A 25,657-nucleotide genomic window follows, 5' to 3' on the forward strand; every position below is an offset into this window, starting at 1 on the left:
AGGCGACGCCGTGATGCCGCGACGCCCCACTTGTCTCGCCATGAGGGGGCGGCTGACTTGGCCGGCATGCGCTTCGGGATCACACAAGAGCCGTCGGTGAGGCGCGGCTGGGAGCGGCTTCGCCGCGTCCTTGCCGTCGCCACCGTTGCCACCCTCCTCGCCGCGCCGGTCTTCGCGACGGCCCCGTCTGCCCCGACCGCCGATCCGGACTCCGTCCTGCGCATCACGTTCCTCGATGTCGGACAGGCGGATGCCGTCCTCATCCAGGCGCCGGGTGGCCGGACCGCGCTCATCGACGCGGGGCGAGACGACGTCGCCCCTCTACTGCGGCAGTTCGGCGTGAGCGAGATCGATCTGCTCGTCGCGACGCACCCCCACGCGGATCACATCGGCGGCATGGCCGGCGTCATCGCGGCGCTCCCGGTCCGCTTCTACATGGACAACGGGGAGCCGCACACGACGCAGACCTACCGGCGGCTCCTCGCCGCCCTCGACGCGCGTCCGGAAATCACCTATCTGGAGGCCTCGCCGCGGACGCTCACGCTCGGAGAAGTCGAGATCGATGTCCTGCCTCTGCTCCCGCGGGGGACGACGAATCACAACGACCGCTCCGTCAGCCTGCTCGTGCGGTTCGGAGAGTTCAGGGCCTTCCTCAGCGGTGATTCCGAAGTACGGCAGTTGACTCACCTGATGAACCAGGGGGCCGTCCGCGAGTTGGCGCTGCTCAAGGCGCCGCACCACGGTAGCGACAACGGCTTCACGCGGGAGTTTCTGAACGCCGCCCGACCTCGGGTCGTCGTGATCTCGGTGGGCCGCAACAGCTACGGCCATCCGCGGCCGGCCGCCCTCCGGGCCTACGAGGCGTCGGGGGCCACCGTGTTCCGCACGGATTGGCACGGCCACGTCTCCGTGCAGGGGCGCGAGAGCGGCGACTATGAGGTCTCGTTCGGCGGGGAGATCGCGTTGCGCGGCAGGGCGGGGGACCGCCCGACCCACCGTCCGCCCGTGGCGGCTCCCGGGCCGGCCAGTGTCCCCGCCGGCGCGGGTGATGCGCGACTCCGACTCTGGGTGCACGCCGATGCGCCGGGCAACGATCACAGGAACCCGAACGGGGAATATGCCGTGATCCGAAATCTGGAGTCCGGCGACCGACCGATCGGGGGCTGGTCCCTTTGCGACCGAGCCAACCATTGCTTCCGGTTTCCCGCGGGAGCGGTGCTGGAGGCCGGCGGACAACTCGTGGTCCACACCGGTGCTGGGCGTGCCGACGCCACACGCTACTACATGGGCCGACGGCAGGCCGTGTGGAACAACAACGGCGATACCGCGACCCTCTACGACGACACCGGGGCCGTCGTCGTCGTGTTCGACTATTGAGCCGGCAGGCGGAGCACCTCTGGGTCGTCGAGCGCGTGGAGGGGTCCATCGCCGTAATCATCCGCGATGGGGACGAGCGCACCGAGGACGTGCCCATCGAGACGCTTCCCGCCGGGAGCCGCGAAGGGGCCGTGCTGCGGGTACCGGAGGCCGACGGACGGCCCGACTGGGCGGCGGCCGCGCTCGACGAAGAGGCGCGCCGCGCCCGTCTCCGCGAGGCGGAAGACGTGCTCCGGCGCCTGAGACGGCGCGACCCCGGCGGCGACATCAAGCTGTAGGCGTCTTGAACGATGGCGCGGCTCGGATCTAGGATCGAAGTCTGCGATCCCCCTGCCAGGAGCCGTCCGATGAAACGCCGAGACTTTCTCGCCACCTCCGCCGCCGCGGCCGCCGGATCGGGCCTCGTCGCCTGCCGTCCCCCCGAGACATCCGCCGCCGCGCCCCTCACCTCCGGGCAGTGGGGCTCCGGCGACTACTCGCATGTGCCCGGCCTGGCCGGGCCCGCGCACGGCACCGTGTGGGGTCGCACGGGCGTGACGGCCTGCTCCGACTACTACGCGTCCCTCGCCGGCACGCAGACCATGATGCAAGGGGGGAACGCGATCGACGCGATGGTCGCCGCGTGCGCCACGCTGAACGTGTCGGATCCCTACATGTCCGGGATCGGGGGCTTCGGCGGCTACATGCTCATCTATCTTGCCGAAGAAAACCGGGTGGTGGGACTCGATGCGCTCGGCCGCTCGCCCGCCGCCTCGTCGCCGGAGACGATGACGCTCGACGACTTCGCGATGGGCTACAAGGCGCCGATCGTTCCCGGCGCCTTCAAGGGGTGGGCCGCCGCTCTCGAGCGATACGGTACGATGAGCCTCGGCGACCTGTTCGAGCCCGCGATCCAGCTCGCCGAAGATGGCTTCGTGTTCTCGAAGTTCGACGAGCGCTACACGCAGTCGAGCGCGGAGAAGCTGAGCCGCTTCCCGTCGACGACGCGCGTGTTCTTCCCCAACGGCCGCCCGCCGCGCATGGGCGAGATCATCCGGCAGCCGGAGCTCGCCGCGAGCATGCGGCACCTCGCCCGCACGGGAGCGGACGACCTCTACAGGGGCGAACTCGCCGACCGCATCGTCGCTTTCCTGGCCGAGAACGGCGGCCACCTCACGAAGGCGGACCTGGAATCGTACGAGGTCGAGTGGCGCGAGCCGATCCGGACGACGTTCCAGGGATACGATCTGCACGCGATGCCGCCGGGTTCGTGCGGGATGTCGATGTTCCAGGCGCTGAACATCATGGACGGGTTCGACCTCGCGAACATGGATCTGTACGGCTCCGAGTTCGTCCACCTGTGGCTCGAGGCGATGAAGCTCGCCCTCGCCGACGATGACCGGTACAACACCGGCAAGGAAGACGCGGACATCCCCGTGGACATGATCATCTCCCGGGAGTACGCCGACGAACAGCGCGCGAAGATCGATCCCGTGCGCGTCGCCTCCTTCTCCGGGGCCCCGCTTCCGTTCTACGGGACGACGAGTCTCTCCACCGTCGACCGCTGGGGGAACGCGGTCGCCTTCACGCAATCGCTCGTGAACGGGTACGGGAGCGGCGTGATCGCGGGGGACACCGGGATCTTCCTCAACAACGGCCACATGTTCGGCTTCGTGCTCGAGGAGGGTCACGTGAACCACCTCGAGGGCGGCAAGCGGGCGAAGGGCGTGATGACGCCGTGCATCATGATGAGGGACGGCGACCTCTTCGCGGCGGTCGGGGCGCAGGGCGGCTACACGATCCCGCAGACGGTTGGGCAGGTCGTCACGAAGCTCGCGGTGGCGGGCATGGACATGCAGCTCGCGATCGCCTCGCCGCGCATGTGCGTGAACCGGGGCGGGGGGCGGACGCCGATCCCGGAGGACTCCGTGACCTATCTCGAAGCGGGCTTCCCGCCCGCGGTGTATGAGGAACTGGCGGAGCGTGGCCACTACCTGGCGGAACCGGGCAATCTGGGCGGCGTGCAGGGCGTGCACCGGGATGCGGAGACCGGCGGACTGGCCGGCGGATCGGACCCGCGCCGGGACGGCCACGCCATCGCCTGGTAGTCGCGCCGGCGCTCCGCCGCGGGCTGCGGCCCGGCGGGCACGGATAGCGATGTCTTGAGCGGCGGCCTGTGGGGGGTCTAGGATCAAGGTCTGCGATCCCCCTGCCCAGGAGCCGCCCCATGAAGCGCCGAGACTTCCTCGCCACCTCCGCCGCCGCCGCCGCCGGATCCAGTCTCATCGGATGCCGGCCTCCCGAAACCGCGGGCGCGGCCACCGCCGCGAGCGGGCAATGGGGCCCGGCCGGAGACTCCAACGTCCCGGGCCTGCTCGGGCCCGCGCACCGGGCCGTCTGGGGAGCGCGCGGCGTGACGGCCGCCGCCGACTACTACGCCTCCCTCGCCGGCACGACGATCATGATGCAGGGCGGGAACGCGGTGGACGCCATCGTGGCCGCCTCCGCGATGCTCAACGTCTCCGAACCCTACATGTCCGGCATCGGGGGATTCGGCGGCTTCATGCTCATCTACCTGGCCGAGGAGAACCGGGTCGTCGGACTCGACGCGCTCGGAAAATCGCCGGCCGCCTCGTCCCCGGAAACGATGACGCTCGACGACTTCGCGGCGGGCTACAAGGCGCCCATCGTACCCGGCGCCTTCAAGGGCTGGGCCGCCGCCCTCGAACGCTACGGGACGATGAGCCTGGGCGACGTGTTCGAACCCGCGATTCGGCTCGCCGAGGACGGGTTCGTCGTCTCGCGCTTCGACGAGATCCACACGAACGGCGCCGCGGCCGAGAAGCTGGGACAGTTCCCGTCGACCACACGCGTCATGTTCCCGAACGGCCGTCCCCCGCGCATGGGCGAGATCATCCGGCAACCCGATCTCGCCGCGAGCATGCGGCGCCTCGCCCGCGAGGGCGCGGACGACTTCTACAAGGGGGAGATCGGGGAGCGCGTCGTCTCCTTCCTCGCCGACAACGGCGGCCACATGACGATGGGCGACCTCGAGTCGTACGACGTCACGTGGAAGGAACCGATCACGACGACGTACCAGGGGCACGACCTGTACGCGATGCCGCCGGGCTCGTGCGGGATGTCGATGTTCCAGGCGCTCAACATCATGGACGGATTCGACCTCGCGAACATGGACCTCTACAGCTCCGAGTTCGCGCACCTGTGGCTCGAGGCGTACCGGCTCGCCCTCATCGATGACGACCGCTACAACACGGGGAAGGAAGACGTCGATATCCCCGTCGACATGATCATCTCGAAGGAATACGCGGACGACCAGCGGGCGAAGATCGACCCCACCCGCATCGCCTCCTTCTCCGGGGCCCCGCTCCCCTTCTTCGGAACGACGAGCCTCTCGTCCGCCGACCGCTGGGGGAACGCGGTCGCCTTCACGCAGTCGCTCGTGAGCGGCTACGGGAGCGGCGTGATCGCCGGCGACACCGGCATCTTCCTGAACAACGGTCACACCTTCGGCTTCGTCCTCGAGGAAGGGCACGTCAATCACCTCGAGGGCGGCCAGAAGGCGAAGGGAGTGATGACGCCGTGCGTCGTGATGAAGGACGGAAACCTCGTCGCGGCCGTCGGCGCCGCGGGCGGCTACACGATCCCGCAGACCGTGGGCCAGGTGATCACGAAGCTGACGACGGGCGGCATGGACATACAGCTCGCGATCGCCTCTCCGCGCATGTGCCTCAACCGGGGCGGGGGGCGCACGCCGATCCCGGAGGATTCGGTCACGTACCTGGAGGCGGGCTTCCCGCCCGAGGTGTACGACGAACTCGAGGACCGCGGCCACAATCTGGCCGAGCCCGGCAACCCCGGCGGCGTGCAGGGCGTGTACCGGGATGCCGAGACCGGCGCCCTCGCCGGCGGATCCGACCCGCGCCGGGACGGCCACGCCATCGCCTGGTAGGACAAACCCTTTCTGCCCAGGAGTCGAGCCATGAAGCGCCGAGACTTCCTCGCCACGTCCGCCGCGGCCGCCGCCGGATCCGGTCTGATCGCCTGCCGTGCCCCCGAAACGGCCGCCGCGCCCCCCGACGGGATCGGACAATGGGGTCCGGCCGGAGATTCGAACGTTCCGGGCCTGCTCGGACCCGCGCACGGGACCGTGTGGGGCCGCCGCGGCGTGACCGCCGCCGCCGACTACTACGCCTCGCTCGCCGGCACGACGATCATGATGCGGGGCGGAAACGCGATCGACGCCATCGTCGCCGCCTCCGCCACGCTCAACGTCTCCGAGCCCTACATGTCCGGGCTCGGCGGCTTCGGCGGCTTCATGCTCATCTACCTGGCCGAGGAGAACCGGGTCGTCGGACTCGACGCGCTCGGCCGGGCGCCCGCGGCCTCCTCGGCGAGCACGATCACGCCGGATGATGTCGAGATGGGCTATCGCGCCCCGATCGTGCCCGGCGCCTTCAAGGGCTGGGCCGCCGTGCTCGAGCGCTACGGGACGATGAGCCTCGGCGACGTGTTCGAGCCCGCGATCCAGCTCGCCGAGGACGGCTTCGTGATCTCGAAGTTCGATGCGCTCCACACCAACGGGAGCGCGGATAAGCTCGGGAGGTTCCCGTCCAGCACCCGCGTCATGTTCCCGAACGGGCGCCCGCCGCGCATGGGCGAGATCATCAGGCAGCCCGAACTCGCCGCCAGCATGCGCCGACTCGCGCGCGAAGGCGCGGACGACTTCTACATGGGCGAGATCGGAGACCGCATCGTCGCCTTCCTCGCCGAGAACGGCGGCCACATGACGAAGGCCGATCTGGAGGGCTACGAGGTCGCGTGGAGAGAGCCCATCACGACGACCTTCCAGGGGCACGATCTGTACGCCATGCCGCCGGGGTCGTGCGGGATGACGATGTTCCAGGCGCTCAACATCATGGACGGCTTCGACCTCGCCAACATGGATCTCTACAGCTCCGAGTTCGCCCACCTGTGGCTCGAGGCGAACCGGCTCGCCCTGATCGACGACGAGCAGTACAACACCGGGAACGAAGACGCGGAGATCCCGGTCGACATGATCATCTCGAAGGAATACGCGGACGAACAGCGGGCGACGATCGATCCCGCCCGCATCGCCTCCTTCTCGGGCGCCCCCCTCCCGTTCTTCGGGACGACGAGCCTCTCTTCCGCCGACCGCTGGGGGAACGCCGTCGCCTTCACGCAGTCTCTCGTCGCCCTCTACGGGAGCGGCGTCATCGCGGGCGACACGGGGATCTTCCTCAACAACGGCCACATGTTCGGCTTCTCCCTCGAGGAGGGGCACGCCAACTACATCGCGGGAGGCCAGAAGGCGAAGGGCGTGATGACGCCGTGCGTCGTCATGAAGGACGGAAATCTCGTCGCGGCCGTCGGCGCCGCCGGCGGTTACACGATCCCGCAGACGGTTGGACAGGTGATCACGAAGCTGACGGCGGGCGGGATGGACATGCAGCTCGCGATCGCGTCGCCCCGCATGTGTCTCAACCGGGGCGGGGGCCTCACGCCGATTCCGGAGGATTCCGTCACGTACCTGGAGGCGGGCTTCCCGCCCGATGTGTACGGAGAATTGGCGGACCGCGGCCACAATCTCGTCGAGCCCGGCAACCTCGGCGGTGTACAGGGCGTGTACCGGGATGCGGAGACGGGCGCCCTCGCCGGCGGATCGGATCCGCGCCGCGACGGCCACGCGATCGCCTGGTGAGGCGGGGGCGGCCCGCCTGCTTGCCGGCGGGTCTGGCGGCACTGGCCGGGCTGGCCTGCGGGGACGGCGCTTCCACTTCCGGCGACCGCGCGGGTGACGCCCCCGTGAGCGCGCTCACGCGCAACCAGGCGCTTCACGTCCCCATGCGCGATGGCGTCCGCATCGCCGTCGACGTATGGCTGCCCGAGAACATCCGGTCCGGGGACCGGCTCCCGGCCATGATGCGGGCGACGCGTTACTGGCGCGCCCGGGGCGAGGTCGGCGTCCCCCTCGAGGAGACCTCGAACTTCGCCGAGGCGGAGCGCTGGAACCGGGCCGGGTACGCGCTTGTCCTCGTCGATGGGCGGGGAAGCGGGGCCTCGTTCGGGATCCGCCGCTTCGAACTCGCCGAAGACGAGGTCACGGACTACGGGGAGGTCGCGGACTGGATCGCGGACCAGCCGTGGTCGAACGGGCGGGTGGGGGCCTACGGGGTCTCCTACGCCGGGAACACGGCCGAGATGCTCGCGGTCAACCGGAACCCCGCCGTGAAGGCGGTCGCGCCCCTCTTCAACGACTTCGACAACTTCGGCCACCTCATCTTCCCCGGCGGGGTCCTCACGGTCGGCTTCCTCGAGGACTGGTCGAACCGCACCCGAATGCAGGACCTGAACGATATCTGCGGCCTCTCCGACGCGATGGGGGCCGCCTGCGACGAGGTGCAGAGCCGGGTCACCGGCGTGAAACCGGTGGACGCGGACGTTGACGGATCGCTGCTCGCCGCCGCGGTGGCGGAGCACCAGGCCAATACCGTGCCGTTCGAGGCGGCGCTGGAGTACGAGTTCCGGGACGACCCGTTCGGCCCCTACGGAGAGACGAACGTCGGGCACCGCCGCAGCCCCTCCGGCCACCTCCCGCAGATCGAGGAGTCCGGCGCGGCCATGTTCGTCCGGGTCGGCTGGCAGGACGCCGGCACGGTGAACGGCACGCTCGGCCGCTACAACACGATCTCGAACGCGCAGCAGGTGTTCATCGGTCCGTGGGACCACGGGGCGCGCAACGACACGGACCCCTTCAAGGCGGACGACACGCCTGTCGCCCCTGACGCCGATGCCCGGTTCGAGGAACTCGTCGCGTTCTTCGATGCCCACCTCAAGGAGGATGGATCCGGGGAGACGCCGACGGAGATCCACTACTACACGCTCGGAGCCGACCGCTGGACGCGGACGGAGACGTGGCCGCCGGAGGGCTTCGACGACGTGACGTGGTACTTGGGCGATGGCGGCAGGCTGTCGACGGATCCTCCCGTCCCGGGAGCGGGCGAGGACGCCTACACCGTCGATTTCACCGCCACGACCGGGACCCGCAACCGCTGGTACACGAACGGCGGGGGCGGCGATGTCGTGTACGGCGACCGCCGCGCGGAGGACGGGAAGCTGCTGACCTACACCAGCGCCCCGCTGGCGGTCGATACCGAAGTCACCGGCCACCCCGTCGTCACGCTGCACCTGGCGTCCACCGAGACGGACGGCGCCTTCGTCGTCTACCTGGAAGACGTCGCTCCCGACGGCACCGTGCGGTACATCACCGAGGGACAGCTCCGCGGCGTCATGCGCGCGGTCACGGACGACCCGCCGCTGTACCGGAAGTACGGGCCGCACCGCAGCGAGTCGCGCGCGGACGCCCTCCCGCTCGTGCCGGGGGAGGTCGCGGAACTGAGCTTCGACCTGTGGGCGACGTCGGTGCTGTTCCGGGCGGGCCACCGGATCCGGGTCGCCCTCGCGGGCGCGGACGCGGACACCTTCCTCCGCTATCCGCGCGACGGCAACGTCCCGGAGTGGACGGTCAAGCGAAACCCGACGTACCCCTCCGGGATCGTATTGCCCTCACGAAATCGATAGCGCGACTTGACGCCCGTGTCAGGAGATGATCCTGCGCGTGGTGGTCGTCTGCATCGAAATCGCCATGCCGCCCGCGTTGATGTCCACATTGAGCACACTGTCGTGGCTATCCAGGCGGCTTCGTCCCGTGTCGAAGATCGCGGTCCCGCTGACCGATCCGGTTCCGTCCATCGTCATGCCGCCGGCACTTCCGGACATCGTCACGGTTCCATCGAGCGATATTTCCGCCAGATCCCCGTCGAGGTTCGCGAGCGTGTAGGTTACGTCCGTTTCCATCGTCATCGTGCCGCCCATGCCGGCCGGTATCTCGGCCGTCACCTGTCCCGACCAGGAGTCACCCGGGCTCACTTCGCCCTCCGGCAACTCGAAGAAACTGCTACGCAGCAGCGCACTGATCGCCACCTCCGCGTCCGCCGTGAGCGTTCCGGCGTCCGTCAACCCCGTAACTCGCGCCCGCGGGTCCATGCCGAACGTGTAACTCATGCCCGACAGGTCGGGCCCGCTCGCTCCGGGCATGGCTTCCGTCACGGCGGACGAGTCAATCACGGCCTGGATCTCAATGACGTCACCGGTCACGCCGGCGATCGTCTCCGTCCGGTAGAGGGACTGCGTCGACATGACCGTACCTGACATGGACGTCTCCGCCTCGATGACGTATCGCGAGACCTGTCCTGCGGCCGGCGTCATGCGAAGCAGGGTCTGCCCGTAAAGGGGGGCCGCACAGCCCACTGCTAGAGCGGCCGCCGCCGCGCTTCGAATCAAGGCTCGCATTCTCGTTGCGTTCATCGGTTCTCCCTGGTTTTCCGTCACTCGCCGTTTGGCGTCCTTGGTGTCAGGAATCCGGCAGCAGTTCGAGCGCGGTCGTCGTATTCACCGTCATCGACGTCCCGGCCACGCTCATTTCCATGTTCTGCCGGCTCGTCTGGCTCACGTACCGGCCCTCGACGAGGTCGACGACCATCGTTCCCGACAGGGTCCCAGAGCCGTTCATCGCCATGCCCTGGACGTCCATGTCCATGTCCATCGGCCCCTCGAACGAAAGGGTGGCGAGGCCGTCAGCGAGACTCACGAACGTGTAGGTGAATTCCATGTCCAGCGACATCGTTCCGCCGGTCCCCATCGGCATCTCGAGCGGCGCCTCGACCATCCAGGCATCCCCGGGACTTACCTCCTCTTCAGGCAGCACGGAATGGCCGGCTCCCTGCAGCATGCTCTCGACGCTCACCCCGGCATCTTCCGGGACTCCCTCGCTCTCCACGACTTGCAGGACGCTGCCGCGCGGGTCCATGTCCACGGTGAAGGACAGCCCGGAGAAGTCGGGCAGCATGTCGTCCATCCCCGGCATCGGCCTCCCGAACGTGGTGCTGGCCGAATCGACCGCCCCGCGGACTCGAATGACCTCGCCGTCCACGCTCAGGACCGTCTGAATCTGCTGCCAGGCCATGGTCATGAGCGGGCCACCGGTCGAAGGCATCATGGGACTCTCCACGCTCGTTTCCATGGAGTAGGCGTAGCGCGATACCTGCCCCTCGGGCGGTGCCATCCGCAGCAGGAGCGGCGCTTCGAGCGGGATCGTTCGGACTGCGGGGGACGGGCCGCACGAGGTGAGGACGGCGGCGAAGCTGAGCGCCGTGGCGACCGCGGACGTGCGCCATCGTGAAGTCATGTGGTCCTCCTGACGGTAAGGAGACAGGGACTCGGGAGTTCGCGCGTTCGAATGCGCGATTCCCGCCCCGGCTCGGATGTTTCGTCCTCGGCCGCCAGGGTGCCCGCAACATGCGCGATCGGATCGGAGCATGCCACCGGTGCCGAGGACGATATACCTCCCGCTACCCCCGAGTTGAGACGGAATTCATGGCCGCGGGGATACATGACGCATGGCTCCGAAGATCCTCGAACTCCCGGCGAGCGAACGTCCGCGGGAGCGGCTGCGCCGCTTCAGCCCCGACGCGCTCTCGACGACGGAACTGCTCGCGGTCGTGCTCGGTGCGGGTGCGACGGGGCGCTCGGCCGTGGATGTGGCCGGGCGGCTACTCGCGGACTTCGACGGTTCGCTGCGGGAGATGGGGCGGGCGGAGCCGGCCGAACTCGAGCGGACCGGGGGAGTCGGCCCCGCCCGTTCGGCCGCCGTGGCGGCGGCGCTCGCGCTTGGACGGCGGCAGGCGGCCGAGCCCGCCCGCGCCAGCGCGCGCATCCGCAGTCCGGCCGACGTGTTCGGACGCCTCGGCCCCCTGCTGAGGGATCGTCGACAGGAAGAGTTCTGGGTCATCTACCTGGATACGCAGAGCCAGGTTCTGCTCGAGCGACGACTCACGGTGGGGCTTCTGAACAGCTCGCTCGTCCACCCGCGGGAAGTATTCGCGCCGGCGATCGCCACGGCCTCGGCCTCCGTCATCCTGGCCCACAATCATCCGAGCGGCGAGCCCGAACCGTCCCCCGAAGACATCGCCGTGACCTGCCAACTCGTCGAGAGCGGCCGGCTTCTCGGCATTCCCGTCCGCGACCACATCATCCTCGGCGACCGGGCCTACGTGAGCCTTCGCGAACGCGGCATCTGCTAGCTCCCTCGCCCGGCCCGCGCCGAACTCGCGCGCTACTGCTACCTTTACAGGTTGCCCGGGCCGCTGGATCGTGGCTGTTCGGGTGGTGACGTCTCGGGGACGGAGCGCGAAGCGTGGAGAGCAGCCTCAAGCGGGAAGTGGGCCGGGCCGCGCCGGGAGCGGGCCCGCGCTCGCTGCTGCCGAAGGACTTCATGAAGGCGATCGAGGGGTACGAGGCCCGCCTCGACCTCGACCTGCTCGCCCTTGCGTTCCAGTACAGCCTGGAAAAACACGAGGGCCAGAAGCGTCGCTCCGGCGAGGATTACATCCGCCACTGCGTGGAGGTCGCCAAGATCCTCATCGAGATCCGGCTGGACACGGTGAGCATCGCCGCGTCGCTCCTCCACGATGTGGTGGAGGACACGGACACGACCGTGGACGAGATCCGGACGGAGTTCGGCGAGGAGATCGCGATCATCGTGGACGGCCTCACGAAGATCTCGTTGTTCGCGTTCGGCTCCATGGCGGAACGTCAGGTCGAGACCTACCGCAAGCTCCTCCTCTCCATGGCCCGCGACGCGCGCGTGATCATGGTCAAGCTGGCGGACCGTCTCCACAACATGCGGACGCTGGAGCACATGCCGGCGGGCGCGCGGCAGCGGATCGCGCTCGAAACCCGGGAGATCTACGCGCCGCTCGCCCACCGTCTCGGAGTCGCACGCCTGAAATGGGAACTCGAAGACCTCGCCTTCAAGTTCCTCGAACCCGAGGGGTACAGGAAGCTCGTGAAGGAGGTCAACGCCACGCGGGGCGAACGCGAGGAACTGATCCGACGCATGGTGGAACCGCTCCGAACCGAACTCGACGCCGCCGGGATCGGTTGCGAGGTCACCGGGCGCCCCAAGCACCTCTGGTCCATCTACGGCAAGATGGTGAAGCGTGACAAGCCGTACGAAGAGGTCTACGACACGCTGGCGATGCGGCTCATCGTGGATTCGGTGCGCGACTGCTACCACGCTCTCGGCATCGTGCACAACAAGTGGACGCCGCTCACGGAGCGCTTCCACGACTTCATCGCCACGCCGAAGTCGAACATGTACCAGAGCCTGCACACGACGATCTTCGGCCCCGGCGGCGCGCTGTACGAGATCCAGATCCGCACGCACGAAATGCACCGCACCGCGGAGTACGGAATCGCGGCGCACTGGCGCTACAAGGAGGGCCGGTCGGGCGATGACGTCGACGACGAACTCGCGTGGTTCCGGCAGGTACTCGAGTGGCAGCAGGAAACGCGCGAGCCGGAAGAATTCATGGAGTTCCTCCGCATCGACCTCTTCCAGGACGAGATCTTCGTCTTCACTCCGGCGGGAGACGTCAAGCAGCTGCCGAAAGGGGCCACGCCCATCGACTTCGCCTTCGCCGTGCACACCGAGGTCGGGCTGCGCTGCAAGGGCGCGAAGGTGAACGAGCGGATCGCCCCGCTCAGCCGTCCGCTCCGGAACGGGGACACCGTACACATTCTCACCTCCGATTCCCAGACGCCGAGCCGGGACTGGCTGGGCTTCGTGCGGAGCAGCAAGGCCCGCCACGAGATCCGGCAGTGGATCCGCGACGAAGAGCAGGAATCCGCGGTCCAGTTGGGGAAGGACATCGTTCAGCGGGAGTGGAGGCGCCGCCGTCGGGGGAAGGTGGACGAAGCGGCCCTCACGGCCGCATGCACGACGCTGGGATACGACGGAGCGGATTCCCTCTACGCCGCCACCGGCCGCGGCGATGTGGGGCTCACGCGCGTGATGCGGGCCATCCTGCCGGAGGTCATCCCGGAAGTGCCGCAGAAGAGTCCCAGTCCGCTCCACAAGCTCGTGGACAAGGTCTGGGGCGGCGGTGGCCAGGGGATCCGGATCCAGGGGATGGAGAACCTCATGGTCCGGTACTCCCAGTGTTGCCAGCCGGTCCCCGGAGACCGCGTGATCGGCTATATCACCCGGGGCCGCGGCGTTTCGATCCACAGGCAGGACTGTCCGAACGTCCTGAACCTTTCGAACGCTCCCGAACGCCGGGTGGAAATCGAGTGGCAGACGCACGGGGAGCGCCGGTTCCTGATCCGCATCGTCATGGAGGGGACGGATCGCCACGGGCTGTTCGCGGACATCGCGCGCGCCGTCAGCGACACGGGCACGAACATTCAGTCGGCCGACATCAAGGGCGTCGAGGGGGGGATGCGCGGGCAGTTCGTCGTCGAAGTCGAGAACCTGACGCATCTGGAGAAAGTCATGCGCAAGGTTCAGGGCGTGAAGGGCGTGATCTCCGTCGAACGGAAGGAGTCCTTCGGGGAGAGCGGCCTCACCATCGAGTGACCGGCCGATCCGAGACCATGCCCCGCTTCGACCTTCAGCTTCCGTTCGAGCCGATGGGCGACCAGCCCACCGCGATCCGCGAATTGGCCGAGGGCGTGCGCCGCGGCGACAAGTGGCAGACGCTGCTCGGCGTGACCGGCAGCGGCAAGACCGTGACGCTGGCGGCGATGATCGCCGAAGTCAATCGCCCGACGCTCGTCATGAGCCACAACAAGACGCTAGCCGCCCAGTTGTATGGAGAACTGCGGCAGTTCTTTCCCCGCAACGCCGTCGAGTATTTCATCTCCTACTACGACTATTATCAGCCCGAGGCCTATGTCCCCGCGACAGATACTTTCATAGAGAAAGATGCATCTATCAATGAGGATATAGATCGGCTGCGGCTTCGCGCCACGTCCGCCCTCATGGAACGGCGAGATGTGATTGTCGTCGCTTCCGTGTCCGCGATCTACGGACTCGGAGATCCGGTCGGCTACCGCGAACTCATGCTCACGCTGCGCGAAGGGCAGGAGATCTCCCGCCGGGAGATCCTCGCCGGACTCGTGCAGATCCAGTATTCGCGGAACGATCTCGACTTCGTGCGCGGCACCTTCCGGGTGCGGGGCGATGTGATCGAGATCCTGCCCGCGTACGAGGAGCAGGGGGTCAGGGTCGAGATGTGGGGCGACGCGATCGAACGCATCTCGAAGATCGATCCGATGACCGGCGTCACGATCACGCGCCTGCCGGAGACCTCGATCTTTCCGGCCACGCACTACGCGACGCTCGGCCATCGGTTGGAGGAGGCGCGGCACGGCATCTACGTGGAACTGGAGGAGCGGCTGCTGAACCTCCGGCAGGATGGCCGGCTGCTCGAGGCGCAACGCCTCGAGCAGCGCACGCGGTTCGATCTCGAGATGCTGACGGAGGTGGGGTTCTGCCCCGGGATCGAGAACTACAGCCGACACCTGGACGGCCGGGCGCCCGGCAGCCGCCCGTACTGTCTCCTCGACTATTTCCCGGATGACTACGTGGTCGTCGTAGACGAGTCCCACGTGTCGATCCCGCAGATCGGCGGCATGTACGAGGGTGACCGCAGTCGAAAGACGACGCTGGTCGAGTTCGGTTTTCGGCTCCCGTCCGCGCTGGACAACCGGCCGCTGTCGTTCCGGGAATGGGAAAATCTCGTGCCGCGCGCGATCTTCGTCAGCGCGACGCCGGGCGAGTACGAGCTGCGGAAGAGCGGGGGCGTCGTCGTTGAACAGTTGATTCGGCCGACGGGGTTGCTGGATCCGGAAGTGGAGGTGCGGCCGGTCCGCGGACAGGTGGACGACCTGCTCGGCGAGATTCGCCGGCGGACGGAACGGCGCGAGCGCGTGCTCGTGACGACGCTGACGAAGCGGATGGCGGAAGACCTTTCGGAGTTCCTCGCGGTGCGGGGCGTGCGGGTACGCTACATGCACTCGGACATTGCGGCGATCGACCGTGTGAAGATCCTCCGCGATCTGCGGCTGGGGACGTTCGATGTCCTGGTCGGAATCAATCTGCTGCGCGAGGGCCTCGATCTGCCGGAGGTCTCCCTTGTCGCGATCCTGGACGCGGACAAGGAGGGCTTCCTCCGTTCGGATCGGTCTCTCGTGCAGACGATCGGGCGCGCGGCCCGAAACCTCGCCGGGAAGGCGATTCTGTACGCGGACAAAGTGACGGATTCGATGCGGCGGGCGATGGATGAGACGTCGAGGCGCCGCGAAGTGCAGGCGGAATACAACCGGGAGCACGGGATCGAGCCGCGCTCGATCGTGAAGTCGGTGCGGGAGATCCGGTTCTCGACCGCGGTGGCGGATGCGCGGGAGGCGCAGCCCGCCGTGCACGAACGGGAAGGTTCTTACGAGGAACTGTCGCCGGAGGCGTTGGCCGAGGTGATCGAGAAGGACATGCGCGCCGCGGCGGCTGCGCTCGACTTCGAGACGGCGGCCCGGCTGCGAGACGAACTGTTCGAGATCCGTGCACGGATCGGTGACGGGAAGGGAACGCGGCCGCCGGGGTTGCCGATCTCCGCGGGGGATCCGGCATGAGGAGCGCCGTGCTGGACGAGGCGGGGCTCGCGCGCTGGGGGCGGGAGGTCGGCGCGATCGCGGACCGCGAGGAGGTCTTTGTCGCGCTCACGGGACCGCTCGGCGCCGGCAAGACACGGTTCACGCAGGCGGCGTGTGCCGGAGCGGGCGTGGATGAAGCCGTGACGAGCCCGACCTACACGCTCGTCCACTGGTATGCCGGCGAACGGGGTCCGGTCGGGCACGCGGACCTGTACCGTCTCCGCGATCCGTCCGAACTCCTCGCCCTCGGTTGGGAGGAACTCGAAGCCCACTCCGGAGCGGTTTTCGTCGAGTGGGCGGAGCGGGCCGGGGAGGAGCTTCCGATGGACCGCTGGGAAGTTCGTCTCGAGTTTGCGGACGCGGCGGACGCGGCCGACGGGGCTGTCGCGGGTGTGCTGCGGCGGGTGACCGCGCGCGGGCTTGGCCGCGTCCCGCCGGTTCCCGATCCGGGCCCGTACGCCGACGGGGCGGGGGCGTCCGCGTGCTGAGCCTGGCGCTGGAGACGAGTACGCCACTCGGCAGCATCGCGGTGGGCCACGGCGACACCCTGATTTCCGAATGCGCGCTCGCTGTCCGCGCGACACACTCGGAGACCGTGCTCGACGAAGTGGGGCGCATGCTCGCGCGGGCCCGGATCGGCGTCGACGGTATCGAACGCGTGATCATCGGGGCGGGTCCCGGCTCCTTCACCGGCGTGCGGATCGCGGCTTCGCTCGCGAAAGGCTGGTGTCATGCGAGGGGCGTGCCGCTCTTCGCGTATTCGAGCCTTCGCTCCGTCGCCGCCTCCGCGGGGCGTGGCCGCGTTTGCGCGCTGTTCGACGCCCGCCGGGGCGAGGTGTATGGAGCCGCCTGGGCCGACGGACCGCTGGAGGCCCCGATCCGCGGGCCGACGGCGTGCGACATCGATCGCTGGATCGAGGGGTTGGAGGATCGCGGGCCATGGTTTTTTGCCGGAGAGGGCGCGATCCGGCACCGTGCCAGGATCGAAGCTCACGGCGGAAGGGTGCTCCCCCCGTTTCTCGGCGTACCGCGCGCGGGGGCGCTCCTGTGGCTGGCCGAGAGGCTCCCGGCGGGCCGTGTCGCGGACATCGACGCGTGGGAACCGCGATATGTCCGGAGTTCCGGAGCCGAACGCCAGGTCGGGCGCGGTGGCGGATCCCGGTAGGCAGACCCTTCGAATCCGGCCGCTCCTCGAGTCGGATCTCGGGCAGGTCACGGAGATCGAGGAGGCCTGCTTCGCGACTCCGTGGTCCGAACGGACGTTCAGGAACCTGCTGCGGCGCCCCGACGCGGTACTCCTCTCCGCCGTGTACGATGAGCGTCGCGTCGCGGGGTACGCCGCCGTGTGGTTCGTTGGGCGGGAGGCGGAACTGGGGGACCTCGCCGTGGCCCCGAACGACCGCCGGCGCGGAATCGGGGGCGAACTGGTGGACGCGGTGCTAGCGGAAGCGCGGACCCGGGGCGTCGTCCGCATCTTCCTCGAGGTGCGGGAAGGGAACCGAAGCGCGCAGGGGCTCTACCTCAGCCGCGGATTCGAGATCGTCGGACGGCGTCGCGGATACTATGCGGGTCCGAAGGAAGACGCTCTTGTCATGCGGCGCTTGCTGGTCCGTTGATCGTTTCCTGTTACCTTGATCCTCTTCATCATCACCACCACCATTGGACCTTCGAGTCGATCAGCGGGGAGGCGGGAATGGCGCGCAGTCTGAACAAGGCGACACTCATCGGAAACCTGGGCGCGGACCCGGAAGTGCGGTCGACGAACACGGGTACGCGGGTGGCGACGCTCTCCGTCGCGACCAGCCGCCGCTGGACGACTCGCGCCGGTGACCAACAGGAAAAGACGGAGTGGCATCGAGTGGTCTGCTGGGACCGTCTTGCCGAGATCTGTGAGCAATACCTGCGCAAGGGCGACCGCGTCTACGTGGAGGGCCGGATCGAGTACCGGCAGTGGGAGGGGCAGGACGGCCAGACGCGGTATACAACGGAGATCCGAGCGCTCGAGATGATCATGCTCGGGAGCAGCGGGGGCGGCGGAGAGAACTATTCGGCGACGGAACCGCGGCAGGAGCGTTCCGATTTCTCCGAGTTCTCCAACCGGTCCGTCGCGGGTGAGGACGATCTCCCCTTCTGAGGCGTCCGGCGTCGCGACCGCCGGACCTCGCCACGGCATGGATCCCTCGATGCCGGAGACGATATCGCGTTCTCCCGCCGACGCGCTCGTCGCGGTTGGACTCAGCCACCGGACGGCCCCCATCGACGTTCGGGAGCGTTTCGCGCTCGGTGAGCGGCGACGAGCCGAGTGGGTCGAGAATCTGACGGCCAGACCGGGCGTCTCGGAGTGCGTCGTGCTTTCCACGTGCAACCGGACGGAATGCTATCTGGCGGGGAGCGACGCAGAGACACTCGACCGGCTCGGTCGCGAGGCGCTGTGCAGGGTTTCGGGTCTGGGGGCCGCGGGAGATTCGTACCTGGCCACGCTCGAAGGAGCGAGCGCCGTCCGGCACCTGTTCCGCGTCACCGGCGGACTGGAATCGCTCATCGTCGGCGAACCGCAGATTCAGGGCCAGGTCCGCGGAGCCTATCGGGATGGGCGTCCCATGGTGGGGCCCGTGCTGCATCGGTTGTTCCAGTCGGCCCTCGAGGTCGGCGGGCGTGTGAGGGCCGATACGTCGATCGCGAGTGGCGTCACGTCGATCCCCGGCGCGGCCGTCGGTCTCGCCCGGAAAGTGTTCGGCTCACTCGATGACCGTAGCGTGCTCGTGCTCGGGACCGGCGACATGGGAAGACTCACGGTGCAGTGCCTGAAACGGGAAGGGGCAAGGCGGGTGTTCCTCGCGAGCCGCGACCCGGCCCGGGCGGAGCGTGTGAGCCGGCCGCTCGATGCGTTCCCGATGCGACGGAGCACGGCGCTCGAGGCGCTGGGTCGCGTGGACCTCGTCGTCACCTGCACGGAGTCGGAGGCGGCCTTCCTACGCGCGGGGCACGTCCGGGGCTCGAGGACGGGGCGCGCGCCGCTCGTGATCCTCGACATCGCCGTGCCCCGCAACGTCGATCCGCGAGTGGCCGAGATCCCCGATGTGTTCCTGTACAACATCGACGACCTGCGGCACGTCGTGGACCGGGCCCGGGCGGCGCGCGAGTACGAGCGCGAGCGCGCGGAGGCGATCATCGAGCGGCACGTCGCGAAATACCGGGCGTGGCGTCGAAGTCGTCGCGCGGACCCCGCCGTGCGGGCGCTCAGGAACACCGCTCGCCGGCTGGTAGCCGATGCCGTCGCCGCCCACGGCCCGGATCCCGACGACACCGACGAAGCTCTGCGGCTGGCGAGTCAGGCGGCGCTCAACAAGGTTCTGCACGGGCCGACCCGCGCCATCCGGTGGCTCGCCGAACGGTCTGACGGCGAGGCGTGTCTTCGTCGGATGGAGCCATGGTTGGTTGGGGAAGTGAGGAGGGAGCGGATGAGCCCGAAAAAGGTGGAGGGGAGGCGCACGTGATGGCGGGCATCGGGATCGGGGTCGGAGGGGGACTGGAGATCGTGCAGGATCTTTCCGCGCGCGTCATCGACTCCCCCATCGACATGATCCTGGGCGCGACCCTCCCCACGAAGATCATCCTCACCGTGCTCGCCGCCTTCTCGCTCGTGTCCTGGGTCCTCATCATCTGGAAGTTCCGCGAGTTGCGCGCCGTGAACGCGCGGGCGGATGACTTCGTGTTCGCGATGGCCGGGGCCAACGGCCTCGTGGACCTCAACGACGCGCTGGCGGAACTCGACGATTCCGCCTTCAGACGGGTGTTCCGGGAGGGGATCGCCTTCTTCTCCGAACTCCGTCCGGGCGCGCTCGAGACCACGCACGTCGGGGACGGGTTGAGCCCTACGCAGCTCGAAGCGCTGTGGCTGGTGCTCGAGAAGAGCCTTTCGGAGGAGAAGGATGAACTCGCGCACGGGCTGCCCTGGCTCGCGATCATCGGTTCCGTGAGCCCTCTCCTCGGCCTCATGGGGACCGTCGTGGGCGTGATGAACTCTTTCATCGGGATCACATCGCAGGGGTCCGCCAACATCGCGGCGGTCGCGCCCGGCATCGCGGAGGCGCTTACGACCACGGTCGCGGGGCTGGCCGTCGCGATTCCCGCGGTCATCGCGTACAACCACTATGCTTCCCGCCTGCGTCTCTTCGTGGGAGAACTGGAAGGATTCGCGAGCGAATTCGTGGGGACGCTGGCGCGCGAGGGTCGCCTGTGATCCGGGACCGCGGGGCCGGAGGATGAGGAACGCGGGATGAAGAGGCGCTTTACACAGCAGGCGGACGGGATCGGCGTCGTGGCGGAGATCAACGTCACGAGCCTCGTCGACGTCGCGTTCACCCTCCTCATCATCTTCATGATCACGGCGCCCATTCTTCAGGGTGGGATCGAAATCGACCTGCCGGAGGGCGTCTCCGCGCCTCTCAGCGCCTCCGATGCGCTCGTCGTCTCGATCGACGCAGACGGGCAGATCTACCTGGATGACGTACCGGTGACGTTCGAGGAGTTCGACGCTTCGCTCGCGCTGGCTCTCGAGCGCTTCGAGTCGGACATGGTATATCTGAAGGCGGATGGCGATCTCGCCCTTCGGGAGGCGACCCGCGTGATGGGTCCGATTCAGGACGCCGGAGGCGTGCTGAACATCGTCACCGATCCGGACCCGAGGCGTCGCCGCCCATGAATCTGCGCGGAGGGACGGAAGGCGGGCGTTGGCGCGCATGGCGACGCGGAGGGCCGCAGCGTCACGGGCGTCCACCCCGGCGGGCCGTGTATGGCTCGCTCTGCTTCCACGGCGGTCTCGCGGTCCTCGCCGTGTTCGGCGACGCGGTGATCCGCCCGGCCGAACTGCCCAGGACATACCGGGTGAACATGGTCGCGTTCGCTCCGGAGGATGCGCCGATCCGCCTCGATCCCTCGCCACCCGAGGTCGCGGAGGAGGAGAACCGGCCGCCTCCGCCCGAACCGACGCCCGATCCGGTGCCGCAGGTGGAGACGCCCACGGTGGAGGCCGAGGTACAGGTCGAACGCGAGGCGGAGCCGGAACCCGCGCGGACCGAGGAAGTCGGCGAGGAAGTTCTCAGTATCCGGATCGCCGGCGAAGCCTCGGCCTGGCCCGAATACGGGGAGAACATCATCCGGCAGATCCAGCGCCGTTGGCGGCCTCCCGTCGGCGCGCGCGAGCTTCGGGCCGAGGTCTACTTCATCATCCACCGGGACGGGCGGGTGACGGGGTTCGAGTGGGTGGCGAGATCCGGGAGCCTGGTCTTCGACACCCAGGCGATGGGGGCCGTGGAATCGGCGGGCCGTGACCGGGCCTTCGGCCCGCTTCCCGATGACTTCCCGGCCGACGCGCTCGCCGTCTCGTTCTTCTTCGATCCGAGTGTACGCTGAATGGGCGGATCCGGGGACTTTCGTCGCCGCCGTGCGGCCGGGCAGCGCCAACGGGTCAGCGCCGCGGGGTTGGTGCTGGCCGCCGCCGCGGCTGGAGCGCCGCTGGGGGGCCAGGAGGGCGGCGCGCTCCGTCTGGGCCTCACCTACGAAGCCGGCTACGTGCCGGGCATGGTCGTCGCACCCGTCTCCGCGAGCGCCGGATTCGACGACCTGGGCGCGGCGGTCGGCGAGATTCTTCGCACGGACCTCGACTATTCCGACCGGTTCGACATCCTCGCGGTGCCCGACACGCTCACCTTGAGCGGCCCTCCGAACTACGCGCTCTGGAACGAGCTCGGTGCCGTGTGGCTGGTCACCTCGGACATCTCCGTCGCGCCGGGGACGCAGACTCCGCTGCTCAGAGTCAGCCTGCACGACGTCGTGTACGGAAACCTCGAGAACGTCCAGGCCTTCAGTTTGCCCTCCATGGATGCGGCCGATTTTCGAATGTCGGTCCACCGGATCTCCGACCGGATCGTCTTCTGGGCGACGGGAGGCCAGCGCGGCATCGCCGCGACGCGGATCGCACTGCGCCGGAGGGATGGCGACGGGTCGTCCTACCTGCTGCTCATCGACAGTGATGGCCGGAACCCGCAGCGGATCGAGACCGGGGGGCGCAACGTCTTTTCGCCCGCCTTCTCGCCGGACGCCACCCGCATCGCGTACACGATCCAGGATGAGACGGGGTACTTCTCGCTCGTGGAGATGAACCTCATCACCGGCAGCCGCCGAACGGTGAGGTCCGGCAGACTCATTCAGACGCCGAGCTGGACGCCGGATGGACGACTGGCCTACGCGGAGGGCGTCGGCGGCACGGCGCGCATCGTGGTCGAGGGCGACGGGCCGCTGACCGAAGGCCGGGTCCAGTCTCTGAACCCCAGCTTCTCGCCGGATGGGGCGTCGTTCGCGTACGAGGCCGATCCGGCCAACGAGCAGCAGGTTTATGTCCGTCTCGTCTCGGGAGGCCCGGCCCGCCGCATCAGCATCTACCACCCGCGGGAGGATACCAACGCGGCCGGCCCGGACTGGTCGCCCAACGGCGACCGGATCGCGTATTCCGCCCTGAGCGACCGCCGCTGGCAGATCTTCACGGTGAACCCCGATGGCACCGACCGGCGCATGTTGACTCGGCGCGGCGAGAGCGAGGATCCCAGTTGGGCGCCCGACGGCCGTCATCTCGTCTTCTCGTCGCTCGACGCCCAGGGCTCGACCGTCTGGATCCTCGATACCTTCACGGGGAGGTCCCGGCCTCTGACAGCGGGACGGCTCGACGGTCTCCCGGACTGGTCGCCCCCCATTCCGCCAGGCTCATGACCGGAGTCGTCTCGCGGGTTGCGACTTGACGGGTCTTTGATAGGTTACGAATCCGTGTTGAAACCGGGATCGGGTCAGCGTTTTCAGCGCCGACGTTTGCCCTGTCCTCGCCGAATTTCGTCCCGCGACTGGTAAACAAGGAGACCTCGATGCGGCTGAGCCACCGATTCGCTCCAATTCTTCTCGTTGCGCTTCTGGCGACGGCGTGTAGCGGCAACCCGGAACCGGAGCCGGTGCCCCCGCCGCCCCCGCCCCCGCCGCCCCCGGCCGTGGATGACAGCGAGCAGCGCGAGGCCGCCGCGGCCCGGCTCTGCGATCAAGCGATGGCGGCCATGGAGGAGGGAGACTTCACGACCGCGCGCGAATTGCTCGAGCGGGCGGTAAGCGACTATCCCGGTACGACGTGCGCGGAGTCCGCGCCCGCGAACATCGAGCGCGCGATGGCGGGCGAGGCGATCGTTGCGCGGATTCACTTCGACTACAACGAATCCGCCATCACCGACGCCGCCGCCGCGATTCTGCAGAGCAAGGCCGACGCGCTGCGGGATCGGTCCGACATCCGCCTCCGGGTCGAGGGCCATTGCGACGAGAGGGGCTCCCTGGAGTACAACCAGGCGCTCGGTCTGAGGAGGGCTCAGGCCGCGGTCGACTATCTCTCCAGCCTGGGGCTGGACGCCGACCGCTTCGATGTCGTGACGTTCGGGGAGGAGATGCCGCTGGCGCGGGGGAGCAACGAGTCGGCGTGGCGGCAGAATCGTCGCGGTGAGTTCGTCATCACGGACGGAGATATCTAGAATGCGAAATGCGGCGGTCGCCGTGCTGTTGGGCGTTGCGGCCGCCGCCTGCGCGTCCAGGGGCGATGTCGAGACGATGGGCGACGCCCTGCGGGACGATATCGCAGGTCTCGCCGAGGGACAGCTCCGGCTGGCCGAGGCGGTGCAGGCGGACCTGGAATCGTTCGAAAGTTCGAGCGAGCGCCGGGAGACGACGGGTCGGGGTGAACTCGAACGGCTGCTCGGGCGGCTCGAGGGTCTCTTCGAGCAGCTCATCGAGATGTCCGCCCAGAACAACCAGTTGCTCAACGACATCTACGAGCATCAGCGCCGCGTGGGCTCCCCTTCGCCGATGGGCTTCCCCGGACCGGCTGGCGCGGGCCCACCCGCCGCCGGGCCGGTTGCCGCCGAATCGAACCCCGACGCCTCCGCCGGGTCCGGGTCCGACGAGGCATCGCAGTTCTACGCGTTGGCGCTCGATATGTACCAGCGCGGCAACCTCCAGACCGCGCGCGATGCGTTCCGCGATTTTATCGCCGTCTACGGCAGCCACGAGTTCGCGCCCGATGCCCAGTACTGGGTGGCGCGCACCTATGAGGATGCGGAGGATCCCGGCGGAGCGCTCGAGGAGTACCGTCGGCTGACGGAACTCTATCCGGATTCGAGCCGGGCTCCCGCGGCGCTCTTTCGCCGAGCGATGATCGAGGCGGGACGGGGCAACACGGCGGTGGCGAGGCGGTTGTTCGCCCAGATTGAGAGCGGCTATCCGAACAGCCCCGAGGCGCCGGAGGCCCGCCGGGAACGCGAGAAGCTGGGCGGCTAGTGACACCAGCCGTCGGGTGACCGCAGGCAACCGTGCAGTGTCCCGGCTGTAACCACCTGGAGGCTCGGGTCGTCGACTCCCGCACGAGTCGCGGCGGTCGGGCCACTCGCCGCCGGCGCGAGTGCCTCTCCTGCGGCGAACGCTTCACGACCTACGAGCAGGTCGAGGAAGAGCCTCTGCTCGTCATGAAGAAGGACGGCGGCTCGGAGACCTACGATCGCGGCAAGCTCCTCGCCTCCATCCGCGTCGCCTGCGCGAAGCGGCCCGTATCGAACCGCGACATCGAGTTCCTCGTCGATGAAGTCGAGGAACAACTGGCGGCTGCCGACCAGCGGGACGTCGCGAGCCTTCGGTTGGGAGAGCTCGTCATGGAGCGGCTCCGCGCCCTGGACCAGGTCGCGTACGTGCGCTTCGCCAGCGTGTATCGGAACTTCCAGGACACGACGGAGTTCATGGAGGAAGTGCGGGAACTGCTGCTGCGCGCGGGACACACCGCGGCCGGGCAGGTCGATCTGTTCTCATCAGGAGGTGACCAGGGCCGATGAGGCTGCGGCGACAGACCCAGGCGGAGACCGATCAGGCGGAGATGCCCTTCCTGGATCACCTGGATGAGCTTCGCACGCGACTGATCCGCGCGCTCCTCGCGCTCCTCGTCGGCATGATCATCGGGCTCGTGGCCGTGACGCAGTGGGACGTGCTCGGCATCGTCCAGCGACCCATCGCGGACCTCCTCCCGGGTGAGGCCCTCAACTACTCCAGTGTGACGACTCCGTTCGTCATCATCCTCAAGCTCGGCTTTATCGTGGGCCTCCTCGCGGCCTTCCCCTACCTCGCCTGGCAGGCCTGGGGGTTCCTCTCGCCAGCCCTGTACGAGAGCGAGCGCAAGTTCGCCATCCCGGCGATCGCCTCGGGAACCATCCTCTTCATCGCCGGCATCTCAATGGCGTATTTCCTGGTCCTGCCGCTCGGGCTCAGGATCCTGCTGAACTTCTTCAGCGGGGAACTCAACCCCGTCATCATGATCAACGAGTATCTGACTTTCGCCGTCCGGTTGATCCTGGCGTTCGGGCTCATCTTTGAGTTGCCGGTCGTGCTCGTCTTCCTGTCGCTGCTCGGAATCGTGACGCCGGAAGGGCTCGCGAAGTACCGACGGCACGCGATCGTCGTAATGGCCGTCGTCTCGGCGTTCCTCACGCCCGCCGACCCTTACACGATGCTCGCAATGATGCTGCCGATGATGTTTCTCTACGAGATTTCGGTGATCATGACCCGCGTGCTTCGCCGGCGTCGCCAGGAGACGGAGCGGGCCTCGGGGGAAGGAAGCTCCGCCTGAGGCTCCGTACAC

At 68.3% G+C, this 25,657-nt stretch carries 24 protein-coding genes; 22 read left to right on the top strand and 2 right to left on the bottom strand.

Annotated features, from left to right (window positions below; genetic code table 11):
- Window positions 1-96 precede the first annotated feature (96 nt).
- From RN901_RS05200 to RN901_RS05225, 6 genes are all read left to right on the top strand, one after another.
- Window positions 97-1,377: a lamin tail domain-containing protein gene (locus RN901_RS05200; protein ID WP_310756657.1), complete on the top strand. Its 1,281-nt coding sequence runs from the start codon at window positions 97-99 to the stop codon at window positions 1,375-1,377.
- Window positions 1,374-1,655 carry a DUF3006 domain-containing protein gene (locus RN901_RS05205; protein ID WP_310756659.1) on the top strand — a complete coding sequence of 94 codons (282 nt, stop codon included), beginning with the start codon at window positions 1,374-1,376 and terminating at the stop codon, window positions 1,653-1,655. Before RN901_RS05200 ends, RN901_RS05205 begins: the two co-directional genes overlap by 4 nt.
- A gap of 69 nt (window positions 1,656-1,724) precedes the next feature.
- Window positions 1,725-3,464, top strand: a complete 1,740-nt coding sequence (ggt, locus tag RN901_RS05210) for a gamma-glutamyltransferase (protein ID WP_310756661.1) — start codon at window positions 1,725-1,727, stop codon at window positions 3,462-3,464.
- Between the two features lie 119 nt (window positions 3,465-3,583).
- The gene (ggt, locus tag RN901_RS05215) at window positions 3,584-5,326 is read left to right on the top strand and encodes a gamma-glutamyltransferase (protein WP_310756663.1); all 1,743 of its coding nucleotides are present in this window, start codon (window positions 3,584-3,586) and stop codon (window positions 5,324-5,326) included.
- A gap of 30 nt (window positions 5,327-5,356) precedes the next feature.
- Entirely contained in the window at window positions 5,357-7,096 is a 1,740-nt protein-coding gene (gene ggt / locus RN901_RS05220; RefSeq protein WP_310756665.1) for a gamma-glutamyltransferase, read from the top strand.
- Window positions 7,093-8,976: a CocE/NonD family hydrolase gene (locus tag RN901_RS05225; RefSeq protein WP_310756667.1), complete on the top strand. Its 1,884-nt coding sequence runs from the start codon at window positions 7,093-7,095 to the stop codon at window positions 8,974-8,976. Before ggt (RN901_RS05220) ends, RN901_RS05225 begins: the two co-directional genes overlap by 4 nt.
- 18 nt (window positions 8,977-8,994) lie before the next feature.
- On the opposite strand, the gene RN901_RS05230 is transcribed toward RN901_RS05225, so the two are convergent.
- Both RN901_RS05230 and RN901_RS05235 read right to left on the bottom strand, forming a co-directional pair.
- Window positions 8,995-9,762, bottom strand: a complete 768-nt coding sequence (locus tag RN901_RS05230; RefSeq protein ID WP_310756669.1) for a DUF6263 family protein — start codon at window positions 9,760-9,762, stop codon at window positions 8,995-8,997.
- A gap of 46 nt (window positions 9,763-9,808) precedes the next feature.
- Window positions 9,809-10,642, bottom strand: coding sequence for a DUF6263 family protein (locus tag RN901_RS05235; RefSeq protein WP_310756671.1), 834 nt, complete (start codon window positions 10,640-10,642; stop codon window positions 9,809-9,811).
- A 211-nt stretch (window positions 10,643-10,853) separates the two neighbouring features.
- Here RN901_RS05235 and radC point away from each other — a divergent pair, with 211 nt between their 5' ends.
- The 16 genes from radC (at window position 10,854) to tatC (ending at window position 25,645) form a co-directional block, all read left to right on the top strand.
- Window positions 10,854-11,537 carry a DNA repair protein RadC gene (radC, locus tag RN901_RS05240; protein ID WP_310756673.1) on the top strand — a complete coding sequence of 228 codons (684 nt, stop codon included), beginning with the start codon at window positions 10,854-10,856 and terminating at the stop codon, window positions 11,535-11,537.
- Between the two features lie 113 nt (window positions 11,538-11,650).
- Window positions 11,651-13,873 (top strand): bifunctional (p)ppGpp synthetase/guanosine-3',5'-bis(diphosphate) 3'-pyrophosphohydrolase, encoded by a 2,223-nt coding sequence (locus RN901_RS05245; protein WP_310756675.1) that lies wholly within the window; start codon window positions 11,651-11,653, stop codon window positions 13,871-13,873.
- Window positions 13,874-13,890: 17 nt separating this feature from the next.
- The gene (uvrB, locus tag RN901_RS05250; protein WP_310756677.1) at window positions 13,891-15,927 is read left to right on the top strand and encodes an excinuclease ABC subunit UvrB; all 2,037 of its coding nucleotides are present in this window, start codon (window positions 13,891-13,893) and stop codon (window positions 15,925-15,927) included.
- Window positions 15,924-16,436, top strand: coding sequence for a tRNA (adenosine(37)-N6)-threonylcarbamoyltransferase complex ATPase subunit type 1 TsaE (tsaE, locus tag RN901_RS05255; protein ID WP_310756679.1), 513 nt, complete (start codon window positions 15,924-15,926; stop codon window positions 16,434-16,436). Before uvrB ends, tsaE begins: the two co-directional genes overlap by 4 nt.
- Window positions 16,430-17,113 carry a tRNA (adenosine(37)-N6)-threonylcarbamoyltransferase complex dimerization subunit type 1 TsaB gene (tsaB, locus tag RN901_RS05260; RefSeq protein ID WP_310756681.1) on the top strand — a complete coding sequence of 228 codons (684 nt, stop codon included), beginning with the start codon at window positions 16,430-16,432 and terminating at the stop codon, window positions 17,111-17,113. Before tsaE ends, tsaB begins: the two co-directional genes overlap by 7 nt.
- On the top strand, window positions 17,097-17,564 hold the full coding sequence (rimI, locus tag RN901_RS05265) for a ribosomal protein S18-alanine N-acetyltransferase (RefSeq protein ID WP_310756683.1): 468 nt from the start codon (window positions 17,097-17,099) through the stop codon (window positions 17,562-17,564). Before tsaB ends, rimI begins: the two co-directional genes overlap by 17 nt.
- Window positions 17,565-17,641: 77 nt before the next feature.
- The gene (locus tag RN901_RS05270) at window positions 17,642-18,082 is read left to right on the top strand and encodes a single-stranded DNA-binding protein (protein WP_310756685.1); all 441 of its coding nucleotides are present in this window, start codon (window positions 17,642-17,644) and stop codon (window positions 18,080-18,082) included.
- Window positions 18,083-18,131: 49 nt separating this feature from the next.
- Entirely contained in the window at window positions 18,132-19,445 is a 1,314-nt protein-coding gene (hemA, locus tag RN901_RS05275; RefSeq protein ID WP_310756686.1) for a glutamyl-tRNA reductase, read from the top strand.
- The gene (locus RN901_RS05280; protein ID WP_310756689.1) at window positions 19,445-20,191 is read left to right on the top strand and encodes a MotA/TolQ/ExbB proton channel family protein; all 747 of its coding nucleotides are present in this window, start codon (window positions 19,445-19,447) and stop codon (window positions 20,189-20,191) included. Before hemA ends, RN901_RS05280 begins: the two co-directional genes overlap by 1 nt.
- A gap of 36 nt (window positions 20,192-20,227) precedes the next feature.
- Window positions 20,228-20,653 (top strand): biopolymer transporter ExbD, encoded by a 426-nt coding sequence (locus tag RN901_RS05285; RefSeq protein WP_310756691.1) that lies wholly within the window; start codon window positions 20,228-20,230, stop codon window positions 20,651-20,653.
- The gene (locus tag RN901_RS05290) at window positions 20,650-21,363 is read left to right on the top strand and encodes a TonB C-terminal domain-containing protein (RefSeq protein ID WP_310756693.1); all 714 of its coding nucleotides are present in this window, start codon (window positions 20,650-20,652) and stop codon (window positions 21,361-21,363) included. The genes RN901_RS05285 and RN901_RS05290 overlap by 4 nt, the downstream gene beginning before the upstream one ends.
- Window positions 21,364-22,716, top strand: coding sequence for a hypothetical protein (locus RN901_RS05295; RefSeq protein ID WP_310756695.1), 1,353 nt, complete (start codon window positions 21,364-21,366; stop codon window positions 22,714-22,716). It abuts the gene before it with no gap.
- Between the two features lie 149 nt (window positions 22,717-22,865).
- The gene (locus RN901_RS05300) at window positions 22,866-23,510 is read left to right on the top strand and encodes an OmpA family protein (protein WP_310756697.1); all 645 of its coding nucleotides are present in this window, start codon (window positions 22,866-22,868) and stop codon (window positions 23,508-23,510) included.
- Window position 23,511: 1 nt separating this feature from the next.
- Window positions 23,512-24,312 carry a tetratricopeptide repeat protein gene (locus RN901_RS05305; RefSeq protein ID WP_310756700.1) on the top strand — a complete coding sequence of 267 codons (801 nt, stop codon included), beginning with the start codon at window positions 23,512-23,514 and terminating at the stop codon, window positions 24,310-24,312.
- 32 nt (window positions 24,313-24,344) lie between these two features.
- Window positions 24,345-24,857 carry a transcriptional regulator NrdR gene (gene nrdR / locus RN901_RS05310; protein WP_310756701.1) on the top strand — a complete coding sequence of 171 codons (513 nt, stop codon included), beginning with the start codon at window positions 24,345-24,347 and terminating at the stop codon, window positions 24,855-24,857.
- Window positions 24,854-25,645 carry a twin-arginine translocase subunit TatC gene (tatC, locus tag RN901_RS05315; RefSeq protein ID WP_310756703.1) on the top strand — a complete coding sequence of 264 codons (792 nt, stop codon included), beginning with the start codon at window positions 24,854-24,856 and terminating at the stop codon, window positions 25,643-25,645. Before nrdR ends, tatC begins: the two co-directional genes overlap by 4 nt.
- Window positions 25,646-25,657: the final 12 nt, after the last annotated feature.

Source organism: Candidatus Palauibacter soopunensis (assembly GCF_947581735.1).
GTDB classification, from domain to species: domain Bacteria; phylum Gemmatimonadota; class Gemmatimonadetes; order Palauibacterales; family Palauibacteraceae; genus Palauibacter; species Palauibacter soopunensis.